The organism is Staphylococcus sp. FSL W8-0305 (assembly GCF_037966415.1).
GTDB lineage: Bacteria > Bacillota > Bacilli > Staphylococcales > Staphylococcaceae > Staphylococcus > Staphylococcus aureus.
In genome coordinates this window covers 411,081-434,169 of record NZ_CP150198.1, presented here as the reverse complement: position 1 = coordinate 434,169, position 23,089 = coordinate 411,081, and the positions used below count along the sequence as shown (strand labels likewise).

General features: G+C 32.1%; 23 protein-coding genes. 1 reads left to right on the top strand and 22 read right to left on the bottom strand.

Translation table 11 applies throughout. The features are described from left to right. Window positions 1–18 precede the first annotated feature (18 nt). From era to lepA, 18 genes are all read right to left on the bottom strand, one after another. Complete coding sequence (era, locus tag NST10_RS02305) at window positions 19–918, bottom strand: GTPase Era (protein ID WP_000134765.1); 900 nt, start codon at window positions 916–918, stop codon at window positions 19–21. After that, window positions 919–1,323, bottom strand: coding sequence for a cytidine deaminase (gene cdd, locus NST10_RS02300; protein ID WP_000121871.1), 405 nt, complete (start codon window positions 1,321–1,323; stop codon window positions 919–921). A gap of 10 nt (window positions 1,324–1,333) precedes the next feature. Beyond that, window positions 1,334–1,678, bottom strand: a complete 345-nt coding sequence (locus NST10_RS02295; protein WP_000819532.1) for a diacylglycerol kinase — start codon at window positions 1,676–1,678, stop codon at window positions 1,334–1,336. A 2-nt stretch (window positions 1,679–1,680) separates the two neighbouring features. Next, window positions 1,681–2,148 (bottom strand): rRNA maturation RNase YbeY, encoded by a 468-nt coding sequence (gene ybeY / locus NST10_RS02290; RefSeq protein WP_000494130.1) that lies wholly within the window; start codon window positions 2,146–2,148, stop codon window positions 1,681–1,683. Further along, window positions 2,149–3,096 carry a PhoH family protein gene (locus NST10_RS02285; protein ID WP_001117769.1) on the bottom strand — a complete coding sequence of 316 codons (948 nt, stop codon included), beginning with the start codon at window positions 3,094–3,096 and terminating at the stop codon, window positions 2,149–2,151. A gap of 302 nt (window positions 3,097–3,398) precedes the next feature. After that, window positions 3,399–4,097 (bottom strand): iron transporter, encoded by a 699-nt coding sequence (locus NST10_RS02280; RefSeq protein ID WP_104430507.1) that lies wholly within the window; start codon window positions 4,095–4,097, stop codon window positions 3,399–3,401. A 16-nt stretch (window positions 4,098–4,113) separates the two neighbouring features. Further along, window positions 4,114–5,103 carry a flotillin-like protein FloA gene (gene floA, locus NST10_RS02275; protein WP_000492114.1) on the bottom strand — a complete coding sequence of 330 codons (990 nt, stop codon included), beginning with the start codon at window positions 5,101–5,103 and terminating at the stop codon, window positions 4,114–4,116. Window positions 5,104–5,120: 17 nt separating this feature from the next. Beyond that, window positions 5,121–5,804 (bottom strand): NfeD family protein, encoded by a 684-nt coding sequence (locus tag NST10_RS02270; RefSeq protein WP_339210962.1) that lies wholly within the window; start codon window positions 5,802–5,804, stop codon window positions 5,121–5,123. 243 nt (window positions 5,805–6,047) lie between these two features. Continuing rightward, window positions 6,048–6,224: a 30S ribosomal protein S21 gene (gene rpsU / locus NST10_RS02265; protein WP_000048060.1), complete on the bottom strand. Its 177-nt coding sequence runs from the start codon at window positions 6,222–6,224 to the stop codon at window positions 6,048–6,050. Window positions 6,225–6,516: 292 nt separating this feature from the next. Then, a complete protein-coding gene (mtaB, locus tag NST10_RS02260) occupies window positions 6,517–7,863 on the bottom strand; it encodes a tRNA (N(6)-L-threonylcarbamoyladenosine(37)-C(2))-methylthiotransferase MtaB (RefSeq protein ID WP_000108671.1) in 1,347 nt (448 codons plus the stop codon). 6 nt (window positions 7,864–7,869) lie between these two features. Next, window positions 7,870–8,622, bottom strand: a complete 753-nt coding sequence (locus tag NST10_RS02255; RefSeq protein WP_001190115.1) for a 16S rRNA (uracil(1498)-N(3))-methyltransferase — start codon at window positions 8,620–8,622, stop codon at window positions 7,870–7,872. 1 nt (window position 8,623) lies between these two features. Further along, entirely contained in the window at window positions 8,624–9,562 is a 939-nt protein-coding gene (gene prmA, locus NST10_RS02250; protein ID WP_001104621.1) for a 50S ribosomal protein L11 methyltransferase, read from the bottom strand. Window positions 9,563–9,565: 3 nt separating this feature from the next. Beyond that, window positions 9,566–10,705 carry a molecular chaperone DnaJ gene (dnaJ, locus tag NST10_RS02245; RefSeq protein ID WP_001119020.1) on the bottom strand — a complete coding sequence of 380 codons (1,140 nt, stop codon included), beginning with the start codon at window positions 10,703–10,705 and terminating at the stop codon, window positions 9,566–9,568. 135 nt (window positions 10,706–10,840) lie between these two features. Continuing rightward, the gene (gene dnaK, locus NST10_RS02240; protein ID WP_000034716.1) at window positions 10,841–12,673 is read right to left on the bottom strand and encodes a molecular chaperone DnaK; all 1,833 of its coding nucleotides are present in this window, start codon (window positions 12,671–12,673) and stop codon (window positions 10,841–10,843) included. Between the two features lie 68 nt (window positions 12,674–12,741). Further along, complete coding sequence (grpE, locus tag NST10_RS02235; protein ID WP_000182215.1) at window positions 12,742–13,368, bottom strand: nucleotide exchange factor GrpE; 627 nt, start codon at window positions 13,366–13,368, stop codon at window positions 12,742–12,744. Between the two features lie 31 nt (window positions 13,369–13,399). Then, window positions 13,400–14,377, bottom strand: a complete 978-nt coding sequence (hrcA, locus tag NST10_RS02230; protein ID WP_339210949.1) for a heat-inducible transcriptional repressor HrcA — start codon at window positions 14,375–14,377, stop codon at window positions 13,400–13,402. Window positions 14,378–14,477: 100 nt separating this feature from the next. After that, window positions 14,478–15,602, bottom strand: a complete 1,125-nt coding sequence (hemW, locus tag NST10_RS02225; protein WP_000218102.1) for a radical SAM family heme chaperone HemW — start codon at window positions 15,600–15,602, stop codon at window positions 14,478–14,480. A 506-nt stretch (window positions 15,603–16,108) separates the two neighbouring features. Beyond that, window positions 16,109–17,932 carry a translation elongation factor 4 gene (gene lepA / locus NST10_RS02220; RefSeq protein WP_052995742.1) on the bottom strand — a complete coding sequence of 608 codons (1,824 nt, stop codon included), beginning with the start codon at window positions 17,930–17,932 and terminating at the stop codon, window positions 16,109–16,111. Window positions 17,933–18,277: 345 nt separating this feature from the next. On the opposite strand from lepA, the gene rpsT reads away from it, so the two are divergent. Next, window positions 18,278–18,529: a 30S ribosomal protein S20 gene (gene rpsT, locus NST10_RS02215; protein WP_001274017.1), complete on the top strand. Its 252-nt coding sequence runs from the start codon at window positions 18,278–18,280 to the stop codon at window positions 18,527–18,529. A gap of 44 nt (window positions 18,530–18,573) precedes the next feature. On the opposite strand, the gene holA is transcribed toward rpsT, so the two are convergent. The 4 genes from holA to NST10_RS02195 all read right to left on the bottom strand — a co-directional run bounded on the left by holA (window position 18,574) and on the right by NST10_RS02195 (window position 23,050). Beyond that, a complete protein-coding gene (gene holA, locus NST10_RS02210; RefSeq protein ID WP_001282570.1) occupies window positions 18,574–19,548 on the bottom strand; it encodes a DNA polymerase III subunit delta in 975 nt (324 codons plus the stop codon). Between the two features lie 56 nt (window positions 19,549–19,604). Next, the gene (locus tag NST10_RS02205; protein ID WP_000967506.1) at window positions 19,605–21,806 is read right to left on the bottom strand and encodes a DNA internalization-related competence protein ComEC/Rec2; all 2,202 of its coding nucleotides are present in this window, start codon (window positions 21,804–21,806) and stop codon (window positions 19,605–19,607) included. Window positions 21,807–21,810: 4 nt separating this feature from the next. Next, window positions 21,811–22,272, bottom strand: coding sequence for a ComE operon protein 2 (locus tag NST10_RS02200; protein ID WP_000439692.1), 462 nt, complete (start codon window positions 22,270–22,272; stop codon window positions 21,811–21,813). A gap of 91 nt (window positions 22,273–22,363) precedes the next feature. After that, entirely contained in the window at window positions 22,364–23,050 is a 687-nt protein-coding gene (locus NST10_RS02195; RefSeq protein WP_001794049.1) for a ComEA family DNA-binding protein, read from the bottom strand. Window positions 23,051–23,089: the final 39 nt, after the last annotated feature.

Genomic DNA, 23,089 nt, shown 5'->3' with positions numbered 1-23,089 from the left:
TCTTCACCACTTTTAAGATTAATCTTGGTCTTCAACATAACCAATTTGGCGAATAAAGTTAACTTTGTTTCGCCAGTCTCTTTGAACTTTGACCCATAATTCCAAGTAAACTTTAGAGCCTAGAAGCATTTCTATATCACGTCTCGCACGTTTTCCTACTTCTTTTAACTTTTTACCGCCTTTTCCAATGACAATTCCTTTTTGCGAATCTCTTTCAACATATATAGTTGCTTCGATATGAACACGATCTTCGCTTTCTTTAACCATACGGTCCACATTAACACCAATCGCATGAGGGATTTCTTCACTTGTAAGATGAAGGATTTTTTCACGAATGATTTCACCCACTACAAATTGTTCAGGATGGTCTGAAATTTGATCATCTGGATAATATTTTGGTCCTTCGGGTAAATACGTCTTTAATACATCAATAAAATGATCTACATTTAGCCCTTCTAATGCTGAAATAGGTACAATCTCTGTAAAGTCCATATAACTTTGATATTCTTCAATCTTTGGCATTAATTCATCTGGATGCACTAAATCTATTTTATTTAATACTAAAAATACTGGTGTCTTAACATTTTTCAACATTTCTATAATATATTCATCGCCTCGTCCAATTTCCTCATTGGCATTAACCATAAACATGATTGCATCTATCTCAGATAATGTATTTTTAGCGACTTTCATCATATAGTCACCTAATTTGTGTTTAGGTTTATGAATACCTGGCGTATCAATGAATATAATTTGCGCATCATCTCTTGTCATTACACCTTGAATTTTATTTCTAGTTGTTTGAGCTTTATCGGACATGATTGCTATTTTATGGCCAATCACTCTATTAACAAATGTTGACTTCCCTACATTTGGTCTACCTATAATTGAAACAAATCCTGATTTATGTTCTGTCATTTATTCTAAATCCTTTCCTGAAAATCCAAATGGTAGTAACTCTGCGACTGTCATCATAACCATATCTCCTTTATGATTTGTCATATACACAGGCATATCATCATCACATAATTCCTTCAAAACTTGACGACATGCACCACAAGGTGATGACGGTTTATCTGCATCTACGGTTACAGTTATTGATTCAAAATCACCTGGTCTGTATCCTTGAGAAATTGCCGATACCAAACTAGCTCGTTCAGCACATATCGATAATGGATAAGAAGCATTTTCTACATTGGTACCATAAAAAGTTCTACCGTCTTTCGTTTTTAAATAAGCCCCTACTTTAAAATGACTGTATGGCGAATATGATTCTTGTTGTGCTTTTCTAACTTCTTGAAAATAATGAGGTTGATAACTCATATATGCCTCCCTAAAATAACGCTATAAAATGTGGTAAAAATACTATTAAACCTATAATAAATGCTAATATTGAAACTATAAGTACACTAAAAGCCGCTATATCTTTAGCGTATTTAGCTAAATCATGATATTCAACGGTCACTAAATCTACAACATATTCAATAGCAGTGTTTAAAGCTTCAACAGTGAGAACTAATGCAATAGCAATGAGTATAAATATCCACTCAATCCGATTAATATTTAGTACGAGACCAAAGACAATAGCAACAATCATTGCAAACACATGTAAAAGAAATTTATAGTCTTTTTGAATTAAGATTTTCAGCCCATCAAGTGCATATTTAAACCTTTTCATAATTAGTCTCGTGTTAATCCATATGCGTTTAATATTGTATCTTGTCGACCAAACATTTCCTTTTCATCCGCTTCAGTCATATGATCATAACCTAATAGATGCAAAAATCCATGTAATGCTAAAAATCCTAATTCTCGTTCAAAAGAATGTCCGTAATTGTTTGCTTGTTCTTGCGCTACATCCGTACAGATAATTATATCCCCTAAAACACGTGGTATATCAAGACCACTAAAATCAATATCTGGCTCATCCTCTTCTAAAGCAAATGAGATTACATCTGTAACTTTATCTTTATCTCTATATGTTCGATTAATTTCTTGTATTTCTTGTTTATCTACAAATGTAACAGAAAGCTCAGCATCGTCTTCTATATGCTCTTCTTTTTTAGCAAATTCTAATAAATCTTCAATTTGTTTATACCAAGCATCTTTAACTAAGCCTGTGTGATCGCTAAAATCTATCGTAAACATTTAATTCTCTCCTTCATAATGTTCAATGATTTTACTTACCAATGGATGTCTTACTACATCGCTCTGATCTAATTTCAATATACTTATACCTTTAACGTTGTGTAACCTACTGACCGCTTCCTTAAGTCCACTTTTAACACCTTTAGGTAAATCGATTTGAGTTTGGTCACCAGTAACTACCATTTTTGAGCCAAAACCTAGTCTTGTTAAAAACATTTTCATTTGCGCATGTGTCGTATTCTGCGCCTCATCAAGAATTACAAATGCATCTTCTAATGTTCGTCCGCGCATATATGCAAGTGGCGCTATTTCGATAATGCCTCTTTCAATAAATCGCTCTGTTTGTTCACGCCCAAGAACAGTATATAGACCATCATATAAAGGTCTTAAATATGGATCTACCTTTTCTTTCAAATCTCCTGGTAAAAATCCAAGTGACTCTCCTGCTTCAACAGCAGGTCTTGTTAATACAATACGTTTAACAGTACCTTTACGGAGTTGCTTTGCTGCATAAACTACAGCTAAGAATGTCTTACCTGTACCAGCAGGACCTATACCAAATACTAAATCATTATTTTTCATGGCATTAACATATATACGTTGCCCCATCGTTTTCGCACGAATCGTCTTACCAAATGCATCTTTAGTTATCTCTTCATCATATAAATCTAACAGATGTTGAATTGTGTTATTATGCGCCATTTTAATAGCTGCTTCAACATCTTTAATTGTAATATTATTACCTAAATCAATAACCTTCAGCAAATTGATTAATACTGATTCCGCTTTTTCTACGTTTTCTATTTTTGTACCTTTAACGGCAACTTCTTGTCCTCTTGCATGGATGACAACATCGAAACTCTCTTCAATTGCTTTTAAATGTTCATCATTATTTCCAATTAAAGCTTGAGATTGGTTCATATCGTCTATTTGTATAATTCCAGGCATACACGCGCTCCTTTTCATATATCATTTATATTCATTCTATGATGCTTTAATATCTACTTAATTATATCATGCAATTGATTGATTTAAACATCTTTGCATTGACTTACTGATTTTTCTTTAATTTAAAATAATCATTTATACTTTTCACCTTGTCATAAAAACAGATTCAATTTTAGACTAATCAATTTTTTGTTGTAATTTAAACAACTCATATTTCTCGAAAGATTCTCTTTGATTTTCAATTTTTCTTAACGTAAAAAAACAAGCAACTACCATTACGATAGTGCTTGTTTTCAAAAATTTTATAATTGTTTTGGTTTAGCTAAAATTTCTGACCATATCATACCATTGATTACTTCATCTTTATCAAATTGGAACGCTGATTTAGTCAAATCTTTTTCGACATTTTGAGAATTAAACAACTGCTTTAATTTCAAACGTTTTGTACGTTCAGATAAGTATTTATCCTCAATAATATCTCTAGCACGTTTTTCCATTTTAGCAATTTGCTTTTCTTTTTCTCTATCAATGTCAGTACGAATCGTTTTAATATCATCTCTAAGTGATTTTTCTAATTGACGTCTAATTTCGTCAGAATTATCTTGTCTAGAAGGTCTATGTTTCTGCTCCACCGGTTCTGCTTTAGGCACTGTAATTGGTTTCTCTGTCATCGGTTTTGTTTCTTGTTGTTTTTTAGGTGCCATAGGTTCTACAACAGGTTTCGATTTAGGCTCTTCCTTTGGAAGTTCATCGAATAAAGGTGGTAACGTATCATCGTATTTTCGTTTCGATGATTTCTTTTCTTCTTCATTTAATTCTTCACTTATTTCTTTAAACGTTCGCTCAATTTCTTCAAAAAAGCCACCTTTTTTTGGTTCATTATCGGTAGATGTTTTTTGAGGTGGCTTTTGATTTTGTCTATCTTTATGACTATTTTCGCGCATAGTAGTAATGATAGAAATGATCACTGATATGACAAAAATTAGAATACCGACACTCATTTAATCACCTCTCGACTTAATGTTCAGGTGACTCATCATCACTTTGATCAGTTCGTTTATTAATTGCATTTCTCATGCCTGTATCAGCTTCGATATTTTTCAAATTATAATAATCTTTAACACTGATATTACCTGAACGTAATGCTTCAGCCATAGCTAATGGTACTTCAGATTCGGCTTCAACTACTTTAGCATGCATTTCTTGTACACGCGCTTTCATTTCTTGCTCAGTTGCTACAGCCATAGCTCTACGTTCTTCAGCTTTTGCTTGTGCAATATTTTTGTCTGCTAATGCTTGTTCAGTTTGTAAGTCTGCACCAATATTTTTACTAATATCAACGTCAGCAATATCAATTGATAAAATTTCAAATGCAGTACCTGAATCTAAACCTTTGCTTAATACTGTTTTAGAAATATTATCTGGGTTTTCAAGTACTTCTGTATGATGCTTACTAGAACCAATTGTTGAAACGATACCTTCACCAACACGTGCGATGATTGTTTCTTCACCAGCACCACCAACAAGTCGAGCAATATTAGCTCTAACTGTGATACGAGCTTTGGCTTTCACTTCAATACCATTCATTGCTACACCTGCGATAAATGGAGTTTCAATGACTTTAGGATTAACAGACATTTGAACCGCTTCTAATACGTCACGTCCTGCTAGGTCAATAGCAGCTGCACGTTCGAAAGGAAGGTCAATGTCAGCACGTTGTGCAGCAATATTAGCGTCAACAACTCTGTCAACATTTCCTCCTGCTAGATAATGCGATTCTAATTGGTTTGTTGTTAATGCTAGTCCTGCTTTATGCGCTTTAATTAATGGCGCTATAACTTTTCTTGGAGATACACGACGTAAACGCATACCAACCAATGTACCTATACCAACATGAACGCCAGCTGCTAACGCTGAAATCCATAAACCAATCGGTACAAATGAGAATAAAATAAGTAATGCAACTACTATAATAACTGCTATTACGATAAAACTTAAACTAAACATGGTATCGCTCCTTTTAATTAATCTACTTCCCTCACAACTACTCTTGTTCCTTCAACTTCAAGGATTTTTACCGTTTTATTGCGTAAAATAAAGTTGCCATCTGAAACAGCATCAATACGTTCATTTTCACAAAAAATAATCCCTGCAGGTCGAAGATCTGTAACTGTTTGAGCAGTCTTTCCTACGAGGTGCGAGCGGTTATCATGAGAATTGTAACCTGACTCAGAATTAGTTGAATCTTTTAAGATAACTTTATCCAAAAACGGAATCTTTCTGTTGAAAATCTTCACTAATATCACCCATTCTACAATCGTTAAAATCAAGGCAACGATAACATTCGCAAGCATAAATAGCAAATTATCACCGAGCGTTGTTATGCTTATAGTTATCAGTATCATGCCAATAATACCAATTACTGCACCAACTACAAATAATTCAATTACAACTAATATAACGCCAATTGAGAATATTAAGATAGAATGCATATTGACATTTCCTTGGATTAGAAATCCCAAAAATAAAATAAGTAATGATAATGTGGCGATAATACCAGCTGCATTGATTTTTTTAGAGTAAAGTTGATATGCAAATCCTAAGAATGTCAAACAGGTTAATATTAACGTAAAAATAGGTTGAACAATTATATTACTAACTTGTTCAACCCAAGTATCTCCAGCCGTTGATTCCAAGATAGTTGTCATTTGTAAAAAATTATTATAACTCACAATTTCACCTCGCCCTCACATTAATTATACATGAAATTGAATATACTTTATAGTTATAAGAACCTATAGAATATCAATTTGATTATTTATAAACTATATAATTTTTTTAAATTAAAAATTGACAACAAAAAAACATCACATATTAGTGTCAGACACTAACTTGTGATGTTTATTTTATATAATTAATATTCGTGTTGAGGGAGTCAACAGAGGTATTAATTATTTGAATTTACGTTTACGTGCAGCTTCTGATTTCTTTTTACGTTTTACGCTTGGTTTTTCGTAAAATTCACGTTTACGTACTTCTTGGATTGTTCCACTTTTAGAAACTGAACGTTTAAATCTACGTAACGCATCTTCAAGTGATTCATTTTTACGTACTACTGTTTTAGACATCTGTATTTCCCTCCCTCCAAATATCAACGGAACTTTATAGTCAATTGCACAGTAAAACTATGCATTTATAAGTATAATATATCTGTAATTTATGGTCAATTAGTAAATTGTTTTTTATTTGAAACATATTTCACATCAAAATCACAAAGACTTTTAGATTTTGTTCTAAAAATCTCTTAATAATTTATTTAATGAGAAGAGTTGTTTATATAGTAAATTGTGAAGCTGTTAAAACAACGTTACAAAACCTATATCTTTAATACGGAACCTTATGGTATGAATCAAGGAATACTTAAACTAAAACTTCTCTATCAGATTTATTTGTTGCGAAATCAACAACTTTAATTGCTTGCCCTTCATTTAATGGATAATTTGCTTGCGTAATTTTAACTTTTACAATTTGACCTATGAGTGATTCGTCACCTTCAAATTGTACTTTCATATAATTATCTGCATATCCAACTAATGTACCTTCTGTGTCACCCTGCTCCTCAGGAATTACTTCAAGCACATCTTGATCAAATTTAGACGCATATAACTTTCCAAGTTGATTGCTAAGCGTAATTAACTTATGCACGCGTTCATTTTTAATTTCTTCATCAATTTGGTCATCCATTCTTGCAGCTGGCGTGCCAATTCTAGGAGAATAAGGGAAAACATGCAGTTCAGAGAACTTATGCTTTACGATAAAATCATATGTTTCTTGGAACTCTTCTTCAGTTTCACCTGGGAAACCAACAATTACATCACTCGTAACTGCCAAGTCTGGTAAAGCTTTATGCAATTTTGTTAATCGTTCCGAAAACCTATCCATTGTATACTTACGTCTCATACGTTTTAATACTGTATCTGAACCAGATTGTAACGGAATATGCAAATGACGCACAACTTTTGTTGAACGTTCTAAAACGTCAATCACTTCATCTGTAAGTTGACTTGCTTCAATTGAAGAAATTCGAATTCGTTCTAATCCATTAATCGTTTCAAGATCACGTAATAATTGGGCCAAGTTATAATCTTTTAAATCTTGACCATATCCACCTGTATGAATTCCCGTCAATACAATTTCCTTATATCCTGAATTCACTAGTTGCGTCGCTTGTTCAACTACTTTTTCCGGATCTCTTGAACGCATTAAGCCACGAGCCCATGGAATAATACAGAATGTGCAAAAGTTGTTACAACCTTCTTGAATTTTTAATGACGCACGTGTTCTATCTGTAAAATAAGGGACATCTAATTCTTCATATTTACGATTTTTCATGATATTTCCAACACCATTAATTGGTTGGCGTTCTTTACGGAATTCATCAATGTAACCTAATAGTTTATGTCTATCTTGTGTACCAACTACTACATCGACACCAGGAATTTCCATAATTTCAGCTGATGAAGTTTGCGCATAACAACCTGTTACACAGATTACAGCATCAGGATTTTGTCTTATTGCACGTCTAATAATTTGACGACTTTTTTTATCACCTGTATTCGTTACTGTACAAGTATTAATAACAAATACATCAGCATTCGCTTCAAAGTCAACGCGCTCATAGTTTGCTTCTTTAAATAATTGCCAGATTGCTTCAGTTTCATAATGGTTTACTTTACAACCTAATGTGTGAAACGCAACTGTTGACATAAATATTCACCCCATTAATTCTTTTTCATAACTTATTGCACTTAACGCATACAATGGCGCAGTTTCTGCCCGTAAAATTCTCGGTCCAAGACCAACAACTGTACTAGTATTACTAAATAATGAAATTTCATTTTCTGACAAACCACCCTCAGGACCAAAAATCATCAACACTTTATCCTGAGCCTTGAATTGTTGTAAAGTTTGCTTGAAATTGCTTAACTCACCATCTTTTGCTTCCTCTTCATGTGCAATAAGAATATAGTCATAATTATCAATAGTATCACAAATTAATTTTAAATTCGACTCGAATTGAATAGATGGAATCACTAAACGATAGCTTTGTTCAGCAGCTTCTTTAATTATTTTTTGCCAACGTTCTATCTTTTTGGCAACTTTTGCCTCGTTTAATTTAACAATTGAACGTTCCATGCTAACAGCTATAAACGATGAAGCACCCAATTCAGTAGCTTTTTGTAGCAACCACTCATATTTGTCAGCTTTAATTAGTCCACTGCAAATCGTAACATCAACTGGCAATTCTGTATTAATATTTTGTTTTTCTTTTAAATCAACTGCAATTTTATCACTTGTTATATCAGCAATTTCACATAAATAAACTGTTTGATCATTAAAAGTTAAAATAATTTTACTACCAACATCATATCTCATTACATTTGTTATATGATGAATATCTTCTTTTTTTGTAATAAAAAAACGCTGACTTACATCAGCGTTTTGGTCTATGAAATAACGTTGCACATTATTCACTCACTTTCTGGCCAACAAGACAAACCCAACCGTTGTCATGTTGTTCTGAAATAATTTTAAAACCTACACGCTCCATATGTGACTGTATACCTTCATACTTCTCTTTTATAATACCAGAAGTAATAAAATAACCGCCTTCATTTAGAGTATTATAAGCATCATCAATCATTTCATCAATAATATGCGCTAAAATATTTGCTATTACAATATCAAATTTTTCTGTTTCGTCTTTCAATAAGTTACCTGGAACAGCTTCAATTAACGTTTCACAATGATTTCTTCTGAAGTTTTCTTTAGCTACACTCACTGCCATTTCATCAATATCCAACGCTTTAATACGTTTTACACCGATTAGATAACTTGCAATACTTAATATACCTGAGCCAGTACCAACATCAATTACTGAATGCTGTGGCAATACATATGTTTCTATTGCCTTCAAACACATACTTGTAGTCGGATGATCTCCTGTTCCAAAAGCCATACCTGGATCGAGCTCAATGCAAAGCTCTTCATCCGCTTCTTTAGCATATGTTTCCCAACTAGGGACTATTGTGAACTTCTTCGACGCTCGGAATGGATGGAAATAGTTTTTCCATTCATTTTCCCAATCCGTTTCTGCAATGATTTGCTCACTGAATTGAACGTTATGTTGATCAAGTTCATCTAAGTTTAATAACTCATCTTTAATTCGCTGTCGCAACTTATCATCATAAGTCAACTCATTAAAATAGGCTTTCAATCTTACTCCCTTATCTGGATAATCCTCTTTTTTCAAAGCGTAAATTTCACCGTATTTATCTTCTGGTTGATTAATTAAATCATATGAATCTTCTATCACGACACCATTTGATCCATGATTTTCAAGTATATTGGTAGCCAATTCTACTGCTTCATGATTAATAATAATTGAAAGCTCTGTCCAGTTCATACTTTATTCTCCCTTAAAGAATCTTTTTGCTCTATCTTTAAAATTCGAAGGTTGATCATTAATTTCTTCACCATTTAATTGGGCAAATTCTTTCATTAGTTCTTTTTGTCTATCTGTTAATTTAGTAGGTGTTACTACTTTAATATCAACATATAAATCTCCGTATCCATAGCCATGAACATTTTTTATACCCTTTTCTTTTAAGCGGAATTGCTTACCTGTTTGTGTACCAGCTGGGATTGTTAACATAACTTCATTATTTAATGTTGGTATTTTTATTTCATCGCCTAAAGCTGCTTGTGGGAAGCTAACATTTAATTTGTAATAAATATCATCACCATCACGTTTAAATGTTTCAGATGGTTTAACTCTAAATACTACGTATAAATCACCAGCAGGTCCTCCATTCACGCCTGGAGAGCCTTCACCAGCTAATCTAATTTGTTGTTCATTGTCGACACCTTCAGGTACTTTCACTTCTAATTTAACCGTTTTATTTTCAGTACCTTTTCCGTGACATGTTGGACAAGCTTCTTCAAATTCTTGACCACTTCCATTACATTTAGGACAAACTTGTTCAGTGCGAACTCTACCTAAAATTGTATTTTGTTCTACAGCTACATGACCAGCGCCATTACAGTAACTACAAGTCTTTTTACTTGTTCCAGGCTTTGCACCATCACCATGACATGTTTCGCATGTTACATCTTTACGGATTGAAATTTCTTTTGTTGTACCAAATACCGCTTCTTCAAATGTCAATGTCATTGTGTACTGAAGATCATCACCTTTTTGCGGTGCATTTGGATCTCTTTGTCTGCCGCCACCGAAGAAAGAGCTAAAGATATCTTCAAAACCGCCGCCACCGAAGCCACTAAAACCGCCAAAGTCAGAGCCATTGAATCCTTGTCCACCAAAACCTTGTGGCCCGTCATGTCCAAATTGATCATAGCTTGCGCGTTTATTATCATCACTTAAAACTTCATAGGCTTCAGAAATTTCTTTAAACTTTTCATCTGCACCTTCTTCTTTGTTAATATCTGGATGATATTTTTTCGAAAGCTTTCGATACGCTTTTTTGATTTCATCTTTTGAAGCATCTTTACTAATGCCTAAAACTTCATAATAGTCTCTTTTGGCCACAGCTATCTCTCCTTTTCTTAATTAACTCATATAGTTTAACGTAATATGTCATACTATCCAAATAAAAAGCCAAAGCCAATGTTCTATTGACTTTGACTTTTCAGATCATGACAACATTCTAATTGTATTGTTTAATTATTTTTTGTCGTCGTCTTTTACTTCTTTAAATTCAGCATCTTCTACAGTACTATCGTTGTTTTGACCAGCATTAGCACCTTGTGCTTGTTGTTGCTGTTGAGCCGCTTGCTCATATACTTTTGCTGATAATTCTTGAATCACTTTTTCAAGTTCTTCTTTTTTAGATTTAATATCTTCTATATCTTGACCTTCTAAAGCAGTTTTAAGAGCGTCTTTTTTCTCTTCAGCAGATTTTTTATCTTCTTCACCGATATTTTCGCCTAAATCAGTTAAAGTTTTTTCAACTTGGAATACTAGGCTGTCAGCTTCGTTTCTTAAGTCTACTTCTTCACGACGTTTTTTATCTGCTTCAGCGTTAACTTCAGCATCTTTTACCATACGGTCGATTTCTTCGTCTGATAATGAAGAACTTGATTGAATTGTAATTCTTTGTTCTTTATTTGTACCTAAGTCTTTTGCAGTTACATTTACAATACCGTTTTTATCGATATCAAACGTTACTTCAATTTGAGGTTTACCACGTTCAGCTGGTGGAATATCAGTCAATTGGAATCTACCAAGTGTTTTATTATCCGCAGCCATTGGACGTTCACCTTGTAATACGTGTACATCTACTGATGGTTGATTATCTACTGCTGTTGAATAGATTTGAGATTTAGATGTAGGAATCGTAGTGTTACGTTCAATTAACGTATTCATACGTCCACCTAAAATTTCAATACCTAAAGATAGTGGTGTTACGTCTAATAATACTACGTCTTTAACGTCACCTGTGATAACGCCACCTTGGATTGCAGCTCCCATAGCCACTACTTCGTCCGGGTTTACACCTTTGTTAGGTTCTTTACCGATTTCTTTTTTGACAGCTTCTTGTACCGCTGGAATACGAGTTGATCCACCAACTAAGATAACTTCATCGATATCTGAGTTTGTTAAGCCAGCGTCTTTCATTGCTTGGCGTGTAGGTTCCATTGTTCTTCTAATTAATGAATCTGATAATTCCTCAAATTTAGAACGAGTTAAGTTTACTTCTAAGTGTAATGGACCGTTTTCACCAGCTGAGATAAATGGTAATGAGATTTGAGTTTGTGATACACCTGATAAGTCTTTTTTAGCTTTTTCAGCAGCATCTTTCAAACGTTGTAATGCCATTTTATCTTGAGATAAGTCTACGCCATTTTCTTTTTTGAATTCTGCAACTAGGTAATCAATAATTACTTGGTCAAAATCATCACCGCCAAGTTTGTTGTCACCGGCTGTTGATAGTACTTCGAATACACCGTCACCTAATTCTAGGATAGATACGTCAAATGTACCGCCACCTAAGTCAAAAACAAGAACTTTTTCGTCTTTATCAGTTTTGTCTAAACCATATGCTAATGCTGCAGCTGTTGGTTCATTAATGATACGCTCAACTTCTAAACCAGCAATTTTACCAGCATCTTTAGTTGCTTGACGTTCAGCATCGTTAAAGTATGCAGGTACTGTAATTACAGCTTTGTCAACTTTCTCACCTAAATAGCTTTCAGCTGTATTTTTTAAGTTTTGTAAAATCATAGCTGAGATTTCTTGTGGTGTGTATGATTTACCTTCAATATCTACTTTATAATCAGTCCCCATATGACGTTTAATAGATTGAACAGTGTTTGGGTTTGTAATAGCTTGACGTTTAGCTACTTCACCAACTTGAGTTTCTCCATTTTTGAAAGCTACAACAGATGGTGTTGTACGTGAACCTTCAGGGTTTTGAATTACTTTTGGCTCATCGCCTTCTAATACTGTTACACATGAATTTGTTGTACCTAAGTCTATACCAATAATTTTACTCATAATAAAATTCCTCCATTTAATCATTAAATTAATTTAATTTTAAACAATGTCTTTTCGCCAAATTTAAGTTATTGGTTTACTTTGACCATTGATGGTCTTAATACTCTATCTTTAAGCTTGTATCCTTTTTGTAGTTCTTGAGTGATTTCGCCAGATTCAAAATCAGGGTTATCATCTTGAACTACAGCTTGGTGAATATTTGGATCAAATGCTTCACCTTCAGTTTTAATAACTTCAAGACCATTATCTTTTAGTGCGTTAATCAAACTTTCATGCACCATTTGTACACCTTTTTGAAGAGATTTAAAAGTCTCATCATCACCTTCAATTTGAAGTGCACGTTCTATATTGTCTATTGCTGGTAAAATATCTGTTAACACACGTTGTGCTTGATATGTTTTATTTATTTCATTTTCTTTTTGAATTCTACGCTTATAATTTTCAAACTCAGCGTAGAGCCTTAAATATTTCTCTTCGTTTTCATCTGCTAATTGTTGAAGTTCATTAATTTTTTGATCTTTTGGATCTATTTCTTCAATAACATTCTCGTCAGACGTTTCTTCTATTGCTTCATCTTGTAAATGACCTTTACTTTCTTCAGCTTGTTCAACTGAATCATCAATATTTTGTTTGACGTTTGTTTCTTCAACTGTTGATTCAGTGTTTTTTTCAACTGATTCGTCTTTATTTGTCATTTTCTGTCCTCCAATACTTTCTAATCCATCATTACCAAATTCTATTTAATAATTGAATGACATTTTGATAATGCATAGCTGTAGGTCCAATCACAGCGATTTGACCTTTTAACGTTTCATCAAAATGATATTGACTTGTTACAATTGAAATATCACTTAAGCTGTCATCAATTTCATTACCAATTTTTACATTAATATTTGGTGAAGATATATCTTGTAATAATTCTGCAATTCTATTTGATTCTATATATTGTAGAACGGGCTGAATTGAAGATACATTACTTTCATTCAATGCATCAATAAGTTTAACCTTCCCCCCCATATAAATGCTATTACTTTGATTAGAAATATGATTATTCATCGTATTTAACAATTTATTGATAAATATTTCTTCCTGCTCTGATTGAACAAAAGAGACAATATCATCTTGTAAATTCTGATTAAACTCAGTTAGTTTGTTAGTAACAAAATTTGATATTGTATTTAGTTTGTCATTACTAAACGGTATGTCTGAAGCAAGATGTACATGCTCAACATGACCTGATGAAAATACGATAACCATAATAACTAAATTAGGATTAGCACGAATCAAGTGTACATTATTGATAATATCTTGTTTATGATTAGGATGAACAACTAAAGTTGTATATTGAGATATATTTGATAATTCATCTGCAAAATATGTCAATGCTGATGATACATCATATTGATTCTCAACTAACAATTGATTTAATCGTCTTAATTTATTTGTTTTTTGATGAGATGTTTGTTCAAGTAAACGATTGACATAATACCTAAAACCTAATTGTGATGGCGAACGCCCTGAAGAACTATGTGTCTTTTCGATATAGTTTAAATCTTCAAGCTGTTTCATCTCATTTCTAATTGTAGCAGGACTAACATTCAAGTTATGTCGCTCAATTAGTGTTTTAGAACCAACGGGTTGTCCAAAATCAACATAATCCTCAACAATTGCGTTTAATATACTCAATTGCCTATCTGTAATCATGTTTTCACCTCATTAGCACTCACTTATCTCAAGTGCTAATTATAATTTATCAAATTGGTCAAAGTAAGTCAATGTTAAAGACTCGAAATTTCAATTTTTTTTAATCATTTATTAGGAAAGCTTCAAAAACCTCATTACCAATGACTTTCCCTCGATTTGTAAGTGCAATCGCATCGTTCTTTTCTACAATTAATTTCTTCTCTTTTAAATTATTTATTGTTTGACCAAAGACACTTTCAATTGATTGGTCAAACTTCTTTTTGAACCTTCTACTACTCACACCTTCATTTAAACGCAACCCAAGAAACATTTCTTCTTCCATTCTCTCAGTCAAAGAAGGTTTATTTGATACTAAAATTGCTTTACTTTCTTTATTTATAGCTTTGATATAATGATTCACTGGATTGATATTCGTATAACGAACACCATCTACATAACCACTTGCACCTGCTCCAAATCCATAATATTCCTCATTAAACCAGTAAACCTTATTATGTTCTGATTCATGGCCATCTAATGCAAAATTAGATATTTCGTATTGATGGAAAGGAGATTGTTCTATCTTAGACATCAGCAACTGATACATGTCAGCACCTAAATCCTCATTAGGAAGTTTGAGCAAACCTTTTCTATACATATTATAAAATTGGGTTTTAGGTTCAAGTATTAAGCCGTAACTCGAAATATGTTGAATATCCATATCTAAAGCTAGATCTAAACTTTGTTCAAAATCTTCAATCGTCTGTTTCGGTAAATGATACATTAAATCTAAACTGATTGATTTAATACCGGCGTTTTTAGCATTTAACACCGACGTGTAAATATCTTCAGTATTGTGCGTTCTACCTAAAACAGACAATAACTCCGGCTTGAATGTTTGAACGCCCATTGAAATTCTGTTTACTCCATATTTCTCTAATAGTTGGACTTTCTCTTTAGTTAACTCATCAGGATTTGCTTCAAATGTATACTCACCTGTGATTGTAAACGTATCACGTATTGCTTTAAGTAATCTTTCCAACTGATTAATAGAAAGGGCCGTTGGTGTGCCGCCACCTACATACATAGTCTTTAAGTTCCTATATTTTGCTGTAGACATTTCTGTTATTAGTGCATCTAAGTACTCATCTACAGGTTGGTTCTGTATAAAATATTTATTGAAATCACAATATGTACATATTCTTACACAAAATGGAATATGTATATATGCACTTTGTACTGTCATTTTAATGCCCCGCTTCTCAGACTGTTTATCCAATCGGCTATATCCTGTTGGACTATCTGCAATTATTCTTACTTTTAACTTTAACGTTTAATCAATAATTGTCTAATATATCGATTCATTTTAATATTTATAAATGTTAAGAGGGAGTGAGATAGAAATAATAAAGAACCACTAATGATTTATTATGTAGTGGCTCTTACACATTAGCCAGAGGTAATATGTACTTAAAAATAGAATTACATGAGTTAAACTCATGCATAAGGGAGTGGGACAGAAATGATATTTTCGCAAAATTTATTTCGTCGTCCCACCCCAACTTGCACATTATTGTAAGCTGACTTTTCGTCAGCTTCTATGTTGGGGCCCCATTGTTATAAGCTCATTTTAACTCTGTCGATGACTGCCAATATAACATTGTAAAGCCCAGGACGTTAATTTATCCTAGGCTCCCTCTTTTTAGTTATTAAACTTTATTCATTGTAAATTGTTAATTGATTTTTAAAAAATTATTCGTCATCCATTTTCAATACAGCCAAAAAAGCATCCTGTGGAATTTCAACATTACCAACTGCTTTCATCTTAGCTTTACCTGCTTTTTGTTTTTCAAGTAATTTACGTTTACGGCTTATGTCACCGCCATAACATTTAGCTAAAACGTTTTTACCCATTGATTTAATATTTGTACGTGCTACAATTTTTTGTCCTATTGCAGCTTGTACAGGTACTTCAAATTGCTGTCTTGGAATTAACGTTTTAAGTTTTTCAACTAATGCTTTACCACGTTCATATGCAAAATCTCTATGGACTATGAAGCTTAGAGCATCCACTTTATCACCGTTTAATAAAATATCCATCTTCACTAAATTACTTTCTTTATTTTCGATGAACTCATAATCAAATGATGCATATCCTTTAGTATTAGATTTAAGTTGATCGAAGAAATCAAATACAACTTCAGCTAAAGGTAATTCATAAACAATATTTACACGAATATCATCTAAATAGTCCATATTTATAAATTGTCCACGTTTACGTTGACATAATTCCATTACTGCACCTACATAGTCATTTGGAACCATCATAGTTGCACGAACATATGGCTCGAATATTTTATCAATTTTATCACGGTCTGGCATTTGTGCTGGATTATCAACCGTCACTTCTGAACCGTCACTTAAAATACATTGATAAATTACAGATGGTGCGGTTGCAATTAATTCAATGCCAAATTCTCTTTCAATTCTTTCTTGAATTATTTCCATGTGTAACATACCTAAGAAACCAGTTCTATAACCAAAACCTAATGCTTGTGATGATTCAGGCTCAAATTCTAATGATGCATCATTCAATTGTAATTTTTCTAATGCTTCTCTTAAATCATTATAATTTTTGTTATCTATTGGGAACAGTCCGCAATATACCATTGGATTCATTTTCTTATAACCTTGCAATGGTTCTGATGCAGGTCTACTAGCTAATGTGATTGTGTCACCAACCCTAGAATCATCAACATTTTTAATACTTGCAATAATGTAACCAACATCACCAACTGTTAATTCATCAACTGGAAGTTGCTTAGGTGTATTAATTCCAACTTCTGTTACTTCGAACTCTTTACCAGTGGCCATCATTCGAATTTTATCTCCGGCTTTAACAACACCGTCTACAATTCTTATCGATGAAATTACCCCTCTATATGGATCATACTCAGAATCAAATATTAACGCTTTTAGTGGTGCTTCTGGGTCACCATCTGGAGCTGGCACAACTTCAACTATTTTCTCAAGTATCTCTTCAATTCCAATGTTAGATTTAGCACTTGCTAAAACAACATCGTCTTGGTCTAAACCTATCATATCTTCAATTTCTTGTTTCACGCGTTCAGGTTCTGCAGCAGGTAAATCAATTTTGTTAATAACAGGCAATAACTCTAACTCATTATCTAATGCCAAATAAACATTTGCTAATGTTTGTGCTTCGATACCTTGAGCCGCATCTACTACTAAAATCGCGCCCTCACAAGCTGCCAAAGAACGTGACACTTCATATGTAAAATCGACGTGTCCAGGCGTATCGATTAAATGGAATGTATAAGTATTTCCATCTTTAGCTTCGTACTTTAAACGTACTGCGTTTAATTTGATTGTAATACCACGTTCTCTTTCTAAATCCATTGAATCTAGTAACTGATCTTGCATATCTCTTGTTTCAACTGATTTGGTATTTTCTAAAATTCTATCAGCCAATGTAGATTTTCCGTGGTCAATATGTGCTATAATCGAGAAATTCCTTATATTCTCTCTTCTTTTTAAGCGTTGCTCATTATCCATTTTATCCTTCTCACTTTCATAAAATAAACCCGTATTATCTTTCGCATCTTTGATATAATAACGTTTTTAATAGGTAAATGCAAACGCCATAATCTTGGATGAACTTTGAATTTATAACAATCTTTATTTAAATACATACTTGCGATATGTTAATATGTTAATTACGTACTTATAATTATAAAACGTATTGATTGTGTTTCCAACACAATTTATTAAATCTGCAAAATTTTAAGCTAACCCCATCAAATAAATGATTGCACAACGGTTAGACTTTTGTTAAAATATTTCTTGTTGTAATCAAATAAAATTTTGATAAGATGAACTCACTTTTAGGAGGTGACAGAAATGGCAAATATCAAATCTGCAATTAAACGTGTAAAAACAACTGAAAAAGCTGAAGCACGCAACATTTCACAAAAGAGTGCAATGCGTACAGCAGTTAAAAACGCTAAAACAGCTGTTTCAAATAACGCTGATAATAAAAATGAATTAGTAAGCTTAGCAGTTAAGTTAGTAGACAAAGCTGCTCAAAGTAATTTAATACATTCAAACAAAGCTGACCGTATTAAATCACAATTAATGACTGCAAATAAATAATCTTTTTAAATAAAAGTTCAAGCGCATGCTTGAACTTTTATTTTTTATAAAGATAGAATGAATAATTCCAGTATTAACTGTTTATCCATATATGATGATTTAAGTTTATAATCAGTTTCCGCACAAGCATCTATAATATTCAATAATTCATCAAGTTGATAATGTCTTACTTGTCCTAACGCTAATTTTACTCTGTATGGATGTACGCCTATTGTTTTAGCAATTTGCTGTCCACTATATCCTTTTTGACTCAGAATCTTACATTGATAAAATAATCGGTAATTACTTGTAATTAGTGCAAGTAATTTAATAGGTTCTTCTTTCATTGTTATTAAATCTTTTACTAAATGAATTGCTTGTTCTTTCTTTCTTTTCTGAATGTATTCAGTCAGTAAAAATACATTTTGTTCTAAACTTCTATTAATAATTTGGTTAACATCCTGCTTATTAATTGTTGGTCTATCGCCTAAAAATAAAATCAACTTTTCTATCTCTTGTGAGACAATATTAAAGTTAATACCTGTCAACTCAATAAATAAATCTAATGCATCTCTTTTGATATCTTTGAAATTCTCATTTAATTTACTTTGAATCCATTTTTTTATTTCTTCTTCAGACATTTGCTCTATTTTTTTAAGCCTTGCATGCTTTTTTAGAGTTTTAGTTAACTTTTTTCTTTCATCAAGTTTATTTTGATATATCTCAAAGACAATCAAATTTTCGCCATCATATTTTTCAATAAATTCTATTAATTGATCTACATTATGAGCCATATCTTTTGGCGATTTTTCACCTGTAAATATATATGCATTTTTAACCAAAATTGCTTTTTTATCTGAAAAGAAAGGCAATGTTAATGTTTCTTCAACAATTGGTGCAATCTCTGTTTCGTATAAATTATATTTCACAAAGTTAAAGTCATCTCTATCACTTTTCAAAAATTGTGATATGATTTCTGCACTTTGTTTTTCAACCAATTCAGGCACATCTCCATAAATAGCTACAATATTGTCGCTCATTCAGTACACCCTTTCATTCGTTTGACACATCAATAGATTATATCATGTTTCTGTATCTATAAACCACTTGCATTTCCATAAGAGTTTGAATCAACTTTTAAATTATCATCTAAGTCTATTGTAACTTGACCGTTTTGTTGGCTATTGTAAATGCGACTGCGAATCCTTTGCAATCGTTTAACAACTTCTATGTTAGGAAGATGATACATATTGTTCTTTCCAGAAGAAATCAAACTTATTTTAGGCTTAATCATCTCTATAAATTCTTTAGAACTACTTGTCTTACTCCCATGATGTCCTACTTTTAAAATATCAATCTCCGGCAAATTATATTTTTTTAGAAGTAAAGATTCATTATTTTTACTAGCATCGCCCATTAATAAAACTTTTTTATTTTGATATGTAATCATAGTAATAATCGAGTATTCATTTTTATCTCGGCTATTTGGAATAAAACTATCAAAAAATAGAAAACTACTATCTCCAAGTTTAAAACTACTAACTTGCCTTACATCCATAAGTTTAATGTTATACTTATGGCTTAATTTCGATAATAACATCAATGTATTACTACTATATCCCTTATTGTATATCACTATATGTTTAATTTTAATATGACTAATAATATATTCCAATTCACCAATATGATCATTGTGTGGATGTGTTAAAATTAGATACTCTAATTCATTTATCCCTCTCTCATTTAGCGTTGGTAAAATATGATATTTAGAAATTGAATAACTAGGTTGTTTAGTATCATCAATCACTTTCCCACCTGTATCAATCAAGACATTTTGGTTCTTACCACCTTCATATAAAATACTGTCTCCCTGCCCCACATTTAACATTGTAATTTTGTGATGTGAATTTGTTGGAAACGTTATTAATAATGTCAGAATAATTATAGTCCAAAACGTAACCAATATATATTTACGTTTAGCCAATAACCAAAATATGTAATAAACGGAAATTATAAATATTATAAATATCCAATCATTAAACTTGGGAACAGAAAAATGTGATTGCTTGATTCTTGTGAATAGGTCTAGTAACCAGTCATGAAAATTAAAACTTAGGTCAACCAAGTAATTTAGCGGCGTTAATCCCACAATAAAATGACTTGTAATAAAGAATAAAATAGATAGAGGAAACAATATAATCGAATAGTATGGTACAAAAATCAAATTAGATAAAAATCCCACCCATTGAAGTTGATGAAAGTTTGGAATGGCAACGATAAATGAAGCTAATTGTGCAATAAACGTAATTATGAATAATGATTGTAACTTCGACAATTGCTGTAAAAAAGGAAAAAGTAACATAATAAAAAATGAAATGATGAATGAAAATTGAAATCCAATATCATAAACAACTAGTGGATTTAAAATAAACATAATTATAAATGCAAATGCTAAAAGCTGAATACCCTTTATTTTAATTTGATTAGTAATAAGCAGTACAAGCGTTGTCATTATTATAGCTCTTACAGCACTAGGTGCATAATTTGTGTATTGAGCAAATAAGGCTAATACAATGATTGTAATTCCTTTAATGACAAATAAAGGTAAATTTAATCGTTTTAAAGGTTGGTAAATTAAGAATACAATTGCAGCTATATGCGAGCCACTAACTGCCAGCAAATGATATATACCTATTTCTTTAACACGTTCCTTAAATTGCTCATTAATTTCTTTTACGTCACCAGTAATCAATGCCATAATACGATCCGGAAACTTAATACCCGAATCATAAATTCGATTCATTATAAACTGTTTATGTTTCTCAATTAAATTAGACCGGTTCGATTCTAGGCAGCTTTGTACAACTATACTTTGTAATTTAAGAGTTACAAACTTATTGTCATTAACTTTGAATTGTCCTTTAACAATACAATTACGACTTTCAATTTTCTTTAAATCAAAATTCTTTTTATTTGTTAAAAAGAAAGGATATATTTCATTTTTTAAACTCAACCTACCTTTATATGTGTCACTACCTTGACGTTGAATTTGGATTACTTGAGCACGCTCATTAAACTGAGAATTACGTTCAATATAATTGATATAATTAAATATTGCTTGTTGTGAATAATGTAAATACCATGAGGAGAAAATGATTAAAAAGAGAGAAATAGGGGCATATACGATTTTATTTTTACGATAAGCAATATACAAAAGTAAAATAAAAAGAAATGTAGAGAGCACTTTGCTAGAATTCCAAAGCACTCCTACAATCATTGATAACGCGACATACAGCAAAACATCAACCTTTAGTCAGATATTCAGCAACATATTCAGGTGAAAATGGAATTTTTTTAAATTCAATACCAGATTGTTTGAGTAATTTAGTTGCATATTCATGGTTATGATAATCTTCTGCATAGTAGATACGCTTTATACCTGCTTGAATAATTGACTTTGTACAATTTAGGCATGGAAAATGAGTAACATAGATTGTTGCACCTTCAGTAGATACACCTTGTTTTGCACATTGTAATAAAGCATTCATTTCTGCATGTATCGTTCTGATACAATGTCCATCTTCAATTAAACACCCTTCATCTATACAATGCACCTCGCCAGCTACAGAGCCATTATAACCACCAGCAATAATACGATTATCCTTAACAATCGTTGCACCTACAGATAATCTTTGACAAGTTGAACGTAATGCTAGCAAATGACTTTGTGCCATAAAATATTCTTCCCATTTGATTCTTTCCAAGATGTTCACCTTCCATACTTAAAATTTAGTAACATTTTCTAATAATATAAGATTAATCACAAAAAATAAAATTTGCAATTAAAATAATCCATTATGTCGTGAAATAAGAATTCAGTTTATCAAAAGTTTTACTTCCAAAACCTTTTACTTTTTTCAAATCGTCAATTTCTTGAAATGCACCTTGTTGGTTGCGATATTCAACAATTGCATTAGCTTTAGCTTGCCCTACTCCAGGAACAGACATCAATTCTGATACAGATGCCGTATTTAAATTTACTTTAGTATTATTTGTGTTCCCATTTTTTACGTGCACACTGTTTGCTCCAAATTGTGGTTCAACATTCTTTTGTCCTTTATGAGGAATGAAAATCATTTTTTGATCTGTTAATTTTTCAGACAAATTAATTTGACTTACATCTGCATCATCTAATAATTGTGCTTTATCAAGTAAATCAACTACTCTATCCTTAGATGTCATTTTATAAACATTAGGATGTTTAACAGCACCTTTTATATCGACATATACAGGACCTTTATTTTTGGAATTATCTCCATCTTTGACCTGGACATCTTCTAATTTGGACAAACTACTATTTTCACTAGTGCTTTGTTTCAGAACAGTATCTTTATTTTCAAAATCTCTTGAAGTATAATCATCTTGTCTCCAGAATATAAAACCAATTAATACCATAATTAAAACAACAGCACTTATAATATATAACTTCCATTGAGCTAAAAAATCTTTATAGCGTAATAAAAATTGATACAATAAAACCACTCCTCAACTTTATACACGTCTGAGCGAGTGGTTTTACTT

Bases quoted from the DNA above. Each gene is read 5' to 3' on its own strand.
- dnaK (WP_000034716.1), bottom strand. From the start codon at position 12,673: ATGAGTAAAATTATTGGTATAGACTTAGGTACAACAAATTCATGTGTA.
- holA (WP_001282570.1), bottom strand. From the start codon at position 19,548: ATGAGCGACAATATTGTAGCTATTTATGGAGATGTGCCTGAATTGGTT.
- hrcA (WP_339210949.1), bottom strand. From the start codon at position 14,377: ATGATTACAGATAGGCAATTGAGTATATTAAACGCAATTGTTGAGGAT.
- rpsU (WP_000048060.1), bottom strand. From the start codon at position 6,224: ATGTCTAAAACAGTAGTACGTAAAAATGAATCACTTGAAGATGCGTTA.
- cdd (WP_000121871.1), bottom strand. From the start codon at position 1,323: ATGAGTTATCAACCTCATTATTTTCAAGAAGTTAGAAAAGCACAACAA.
- NST10_RS02285 (WP_001117769.1), bottom strand. From the start codon at position 3,096: ATGCCTGGAATTATACAAATAGACGATATGAACCAATCTCAAGCTTTA.
- ybeY (WP_000494130.1), bottom strand. From the start codon at position 2,148: ATGTTTACGATAGATTTTAGCGATCACACAGGCTTAGTTAAAGATGCT.
- floA (WP_000492114.1), bottom strand. From the start codon at position 5,103: ATGTTTAGTTTAAGTTTTATCGTAATAGCAGTTATTATAGTAGTTGCA.
- NST10_RS02280 (WP_104430507.1), bottom strand. From the start codon at position 4,097: ATGAGTGTCGGTATTCTAATTTTTGTCATATCAGTGATCATTTCTATC.
- era (WP_000134765.1), bottom strand. From the start codon at position 918: ATGACAGAACATAAATCAGGATTTGTTTCAATTATAGGTAGACCAAAT.
- NST10_RS02295 (WP_000819532.1), bottom strand. From the start codon at position 1,678: ATGAAAAGGTTTAAATATGCACTTGATGGGCTGAAAATCTTAATTCAA.
- rpsT (WP_001274017.1), top strand. From the start codon at position 18,278: ATGGCAAATATCAAATCTGCAATTAAACGTGTAAAAACAACTGAAAAA.
- hemW (WP_000218102.1), bottom strand. From the start codon at position 15,602: ATGACAGTACAAAGTGCATATATACATATTCCATTTTGTGTAAGAATA.
- lepA (WP_052995742.1), bottom strand. From the start codon at position 17,932: ATGGATAATGAGCAACGCTTAAAAAGAAGAGAGAATATAAGGAATTTC.
- NST10_RS02270 (WP_339210962.1), bottom strand. From the start codon at position 5,804: ATGACAACTATCTTGGAATCAACGGCTGGAGATACTTGGGTTGAACAA.
- mtaB (WP_000108671.1), bottom strand. From the start codon at position 7,863: ATGTCAACAGTTGCGTTTCACACATTAGGTTGTAAAGTAAACCATTAT.
- prmA (WP_001104621.1), bottom strand. From the start codon at position 9,562: ATGAACTGGACAGAGCTTTCAATTATTATTAATCATGAAGCAGTAGAA.
- grpE (WP_000182215.1), bottom strand. From the start codon at position 13,368: ATGACAAATAAAGACGAATCAGTTGAAAAAAACACTGAATCAACAGTT.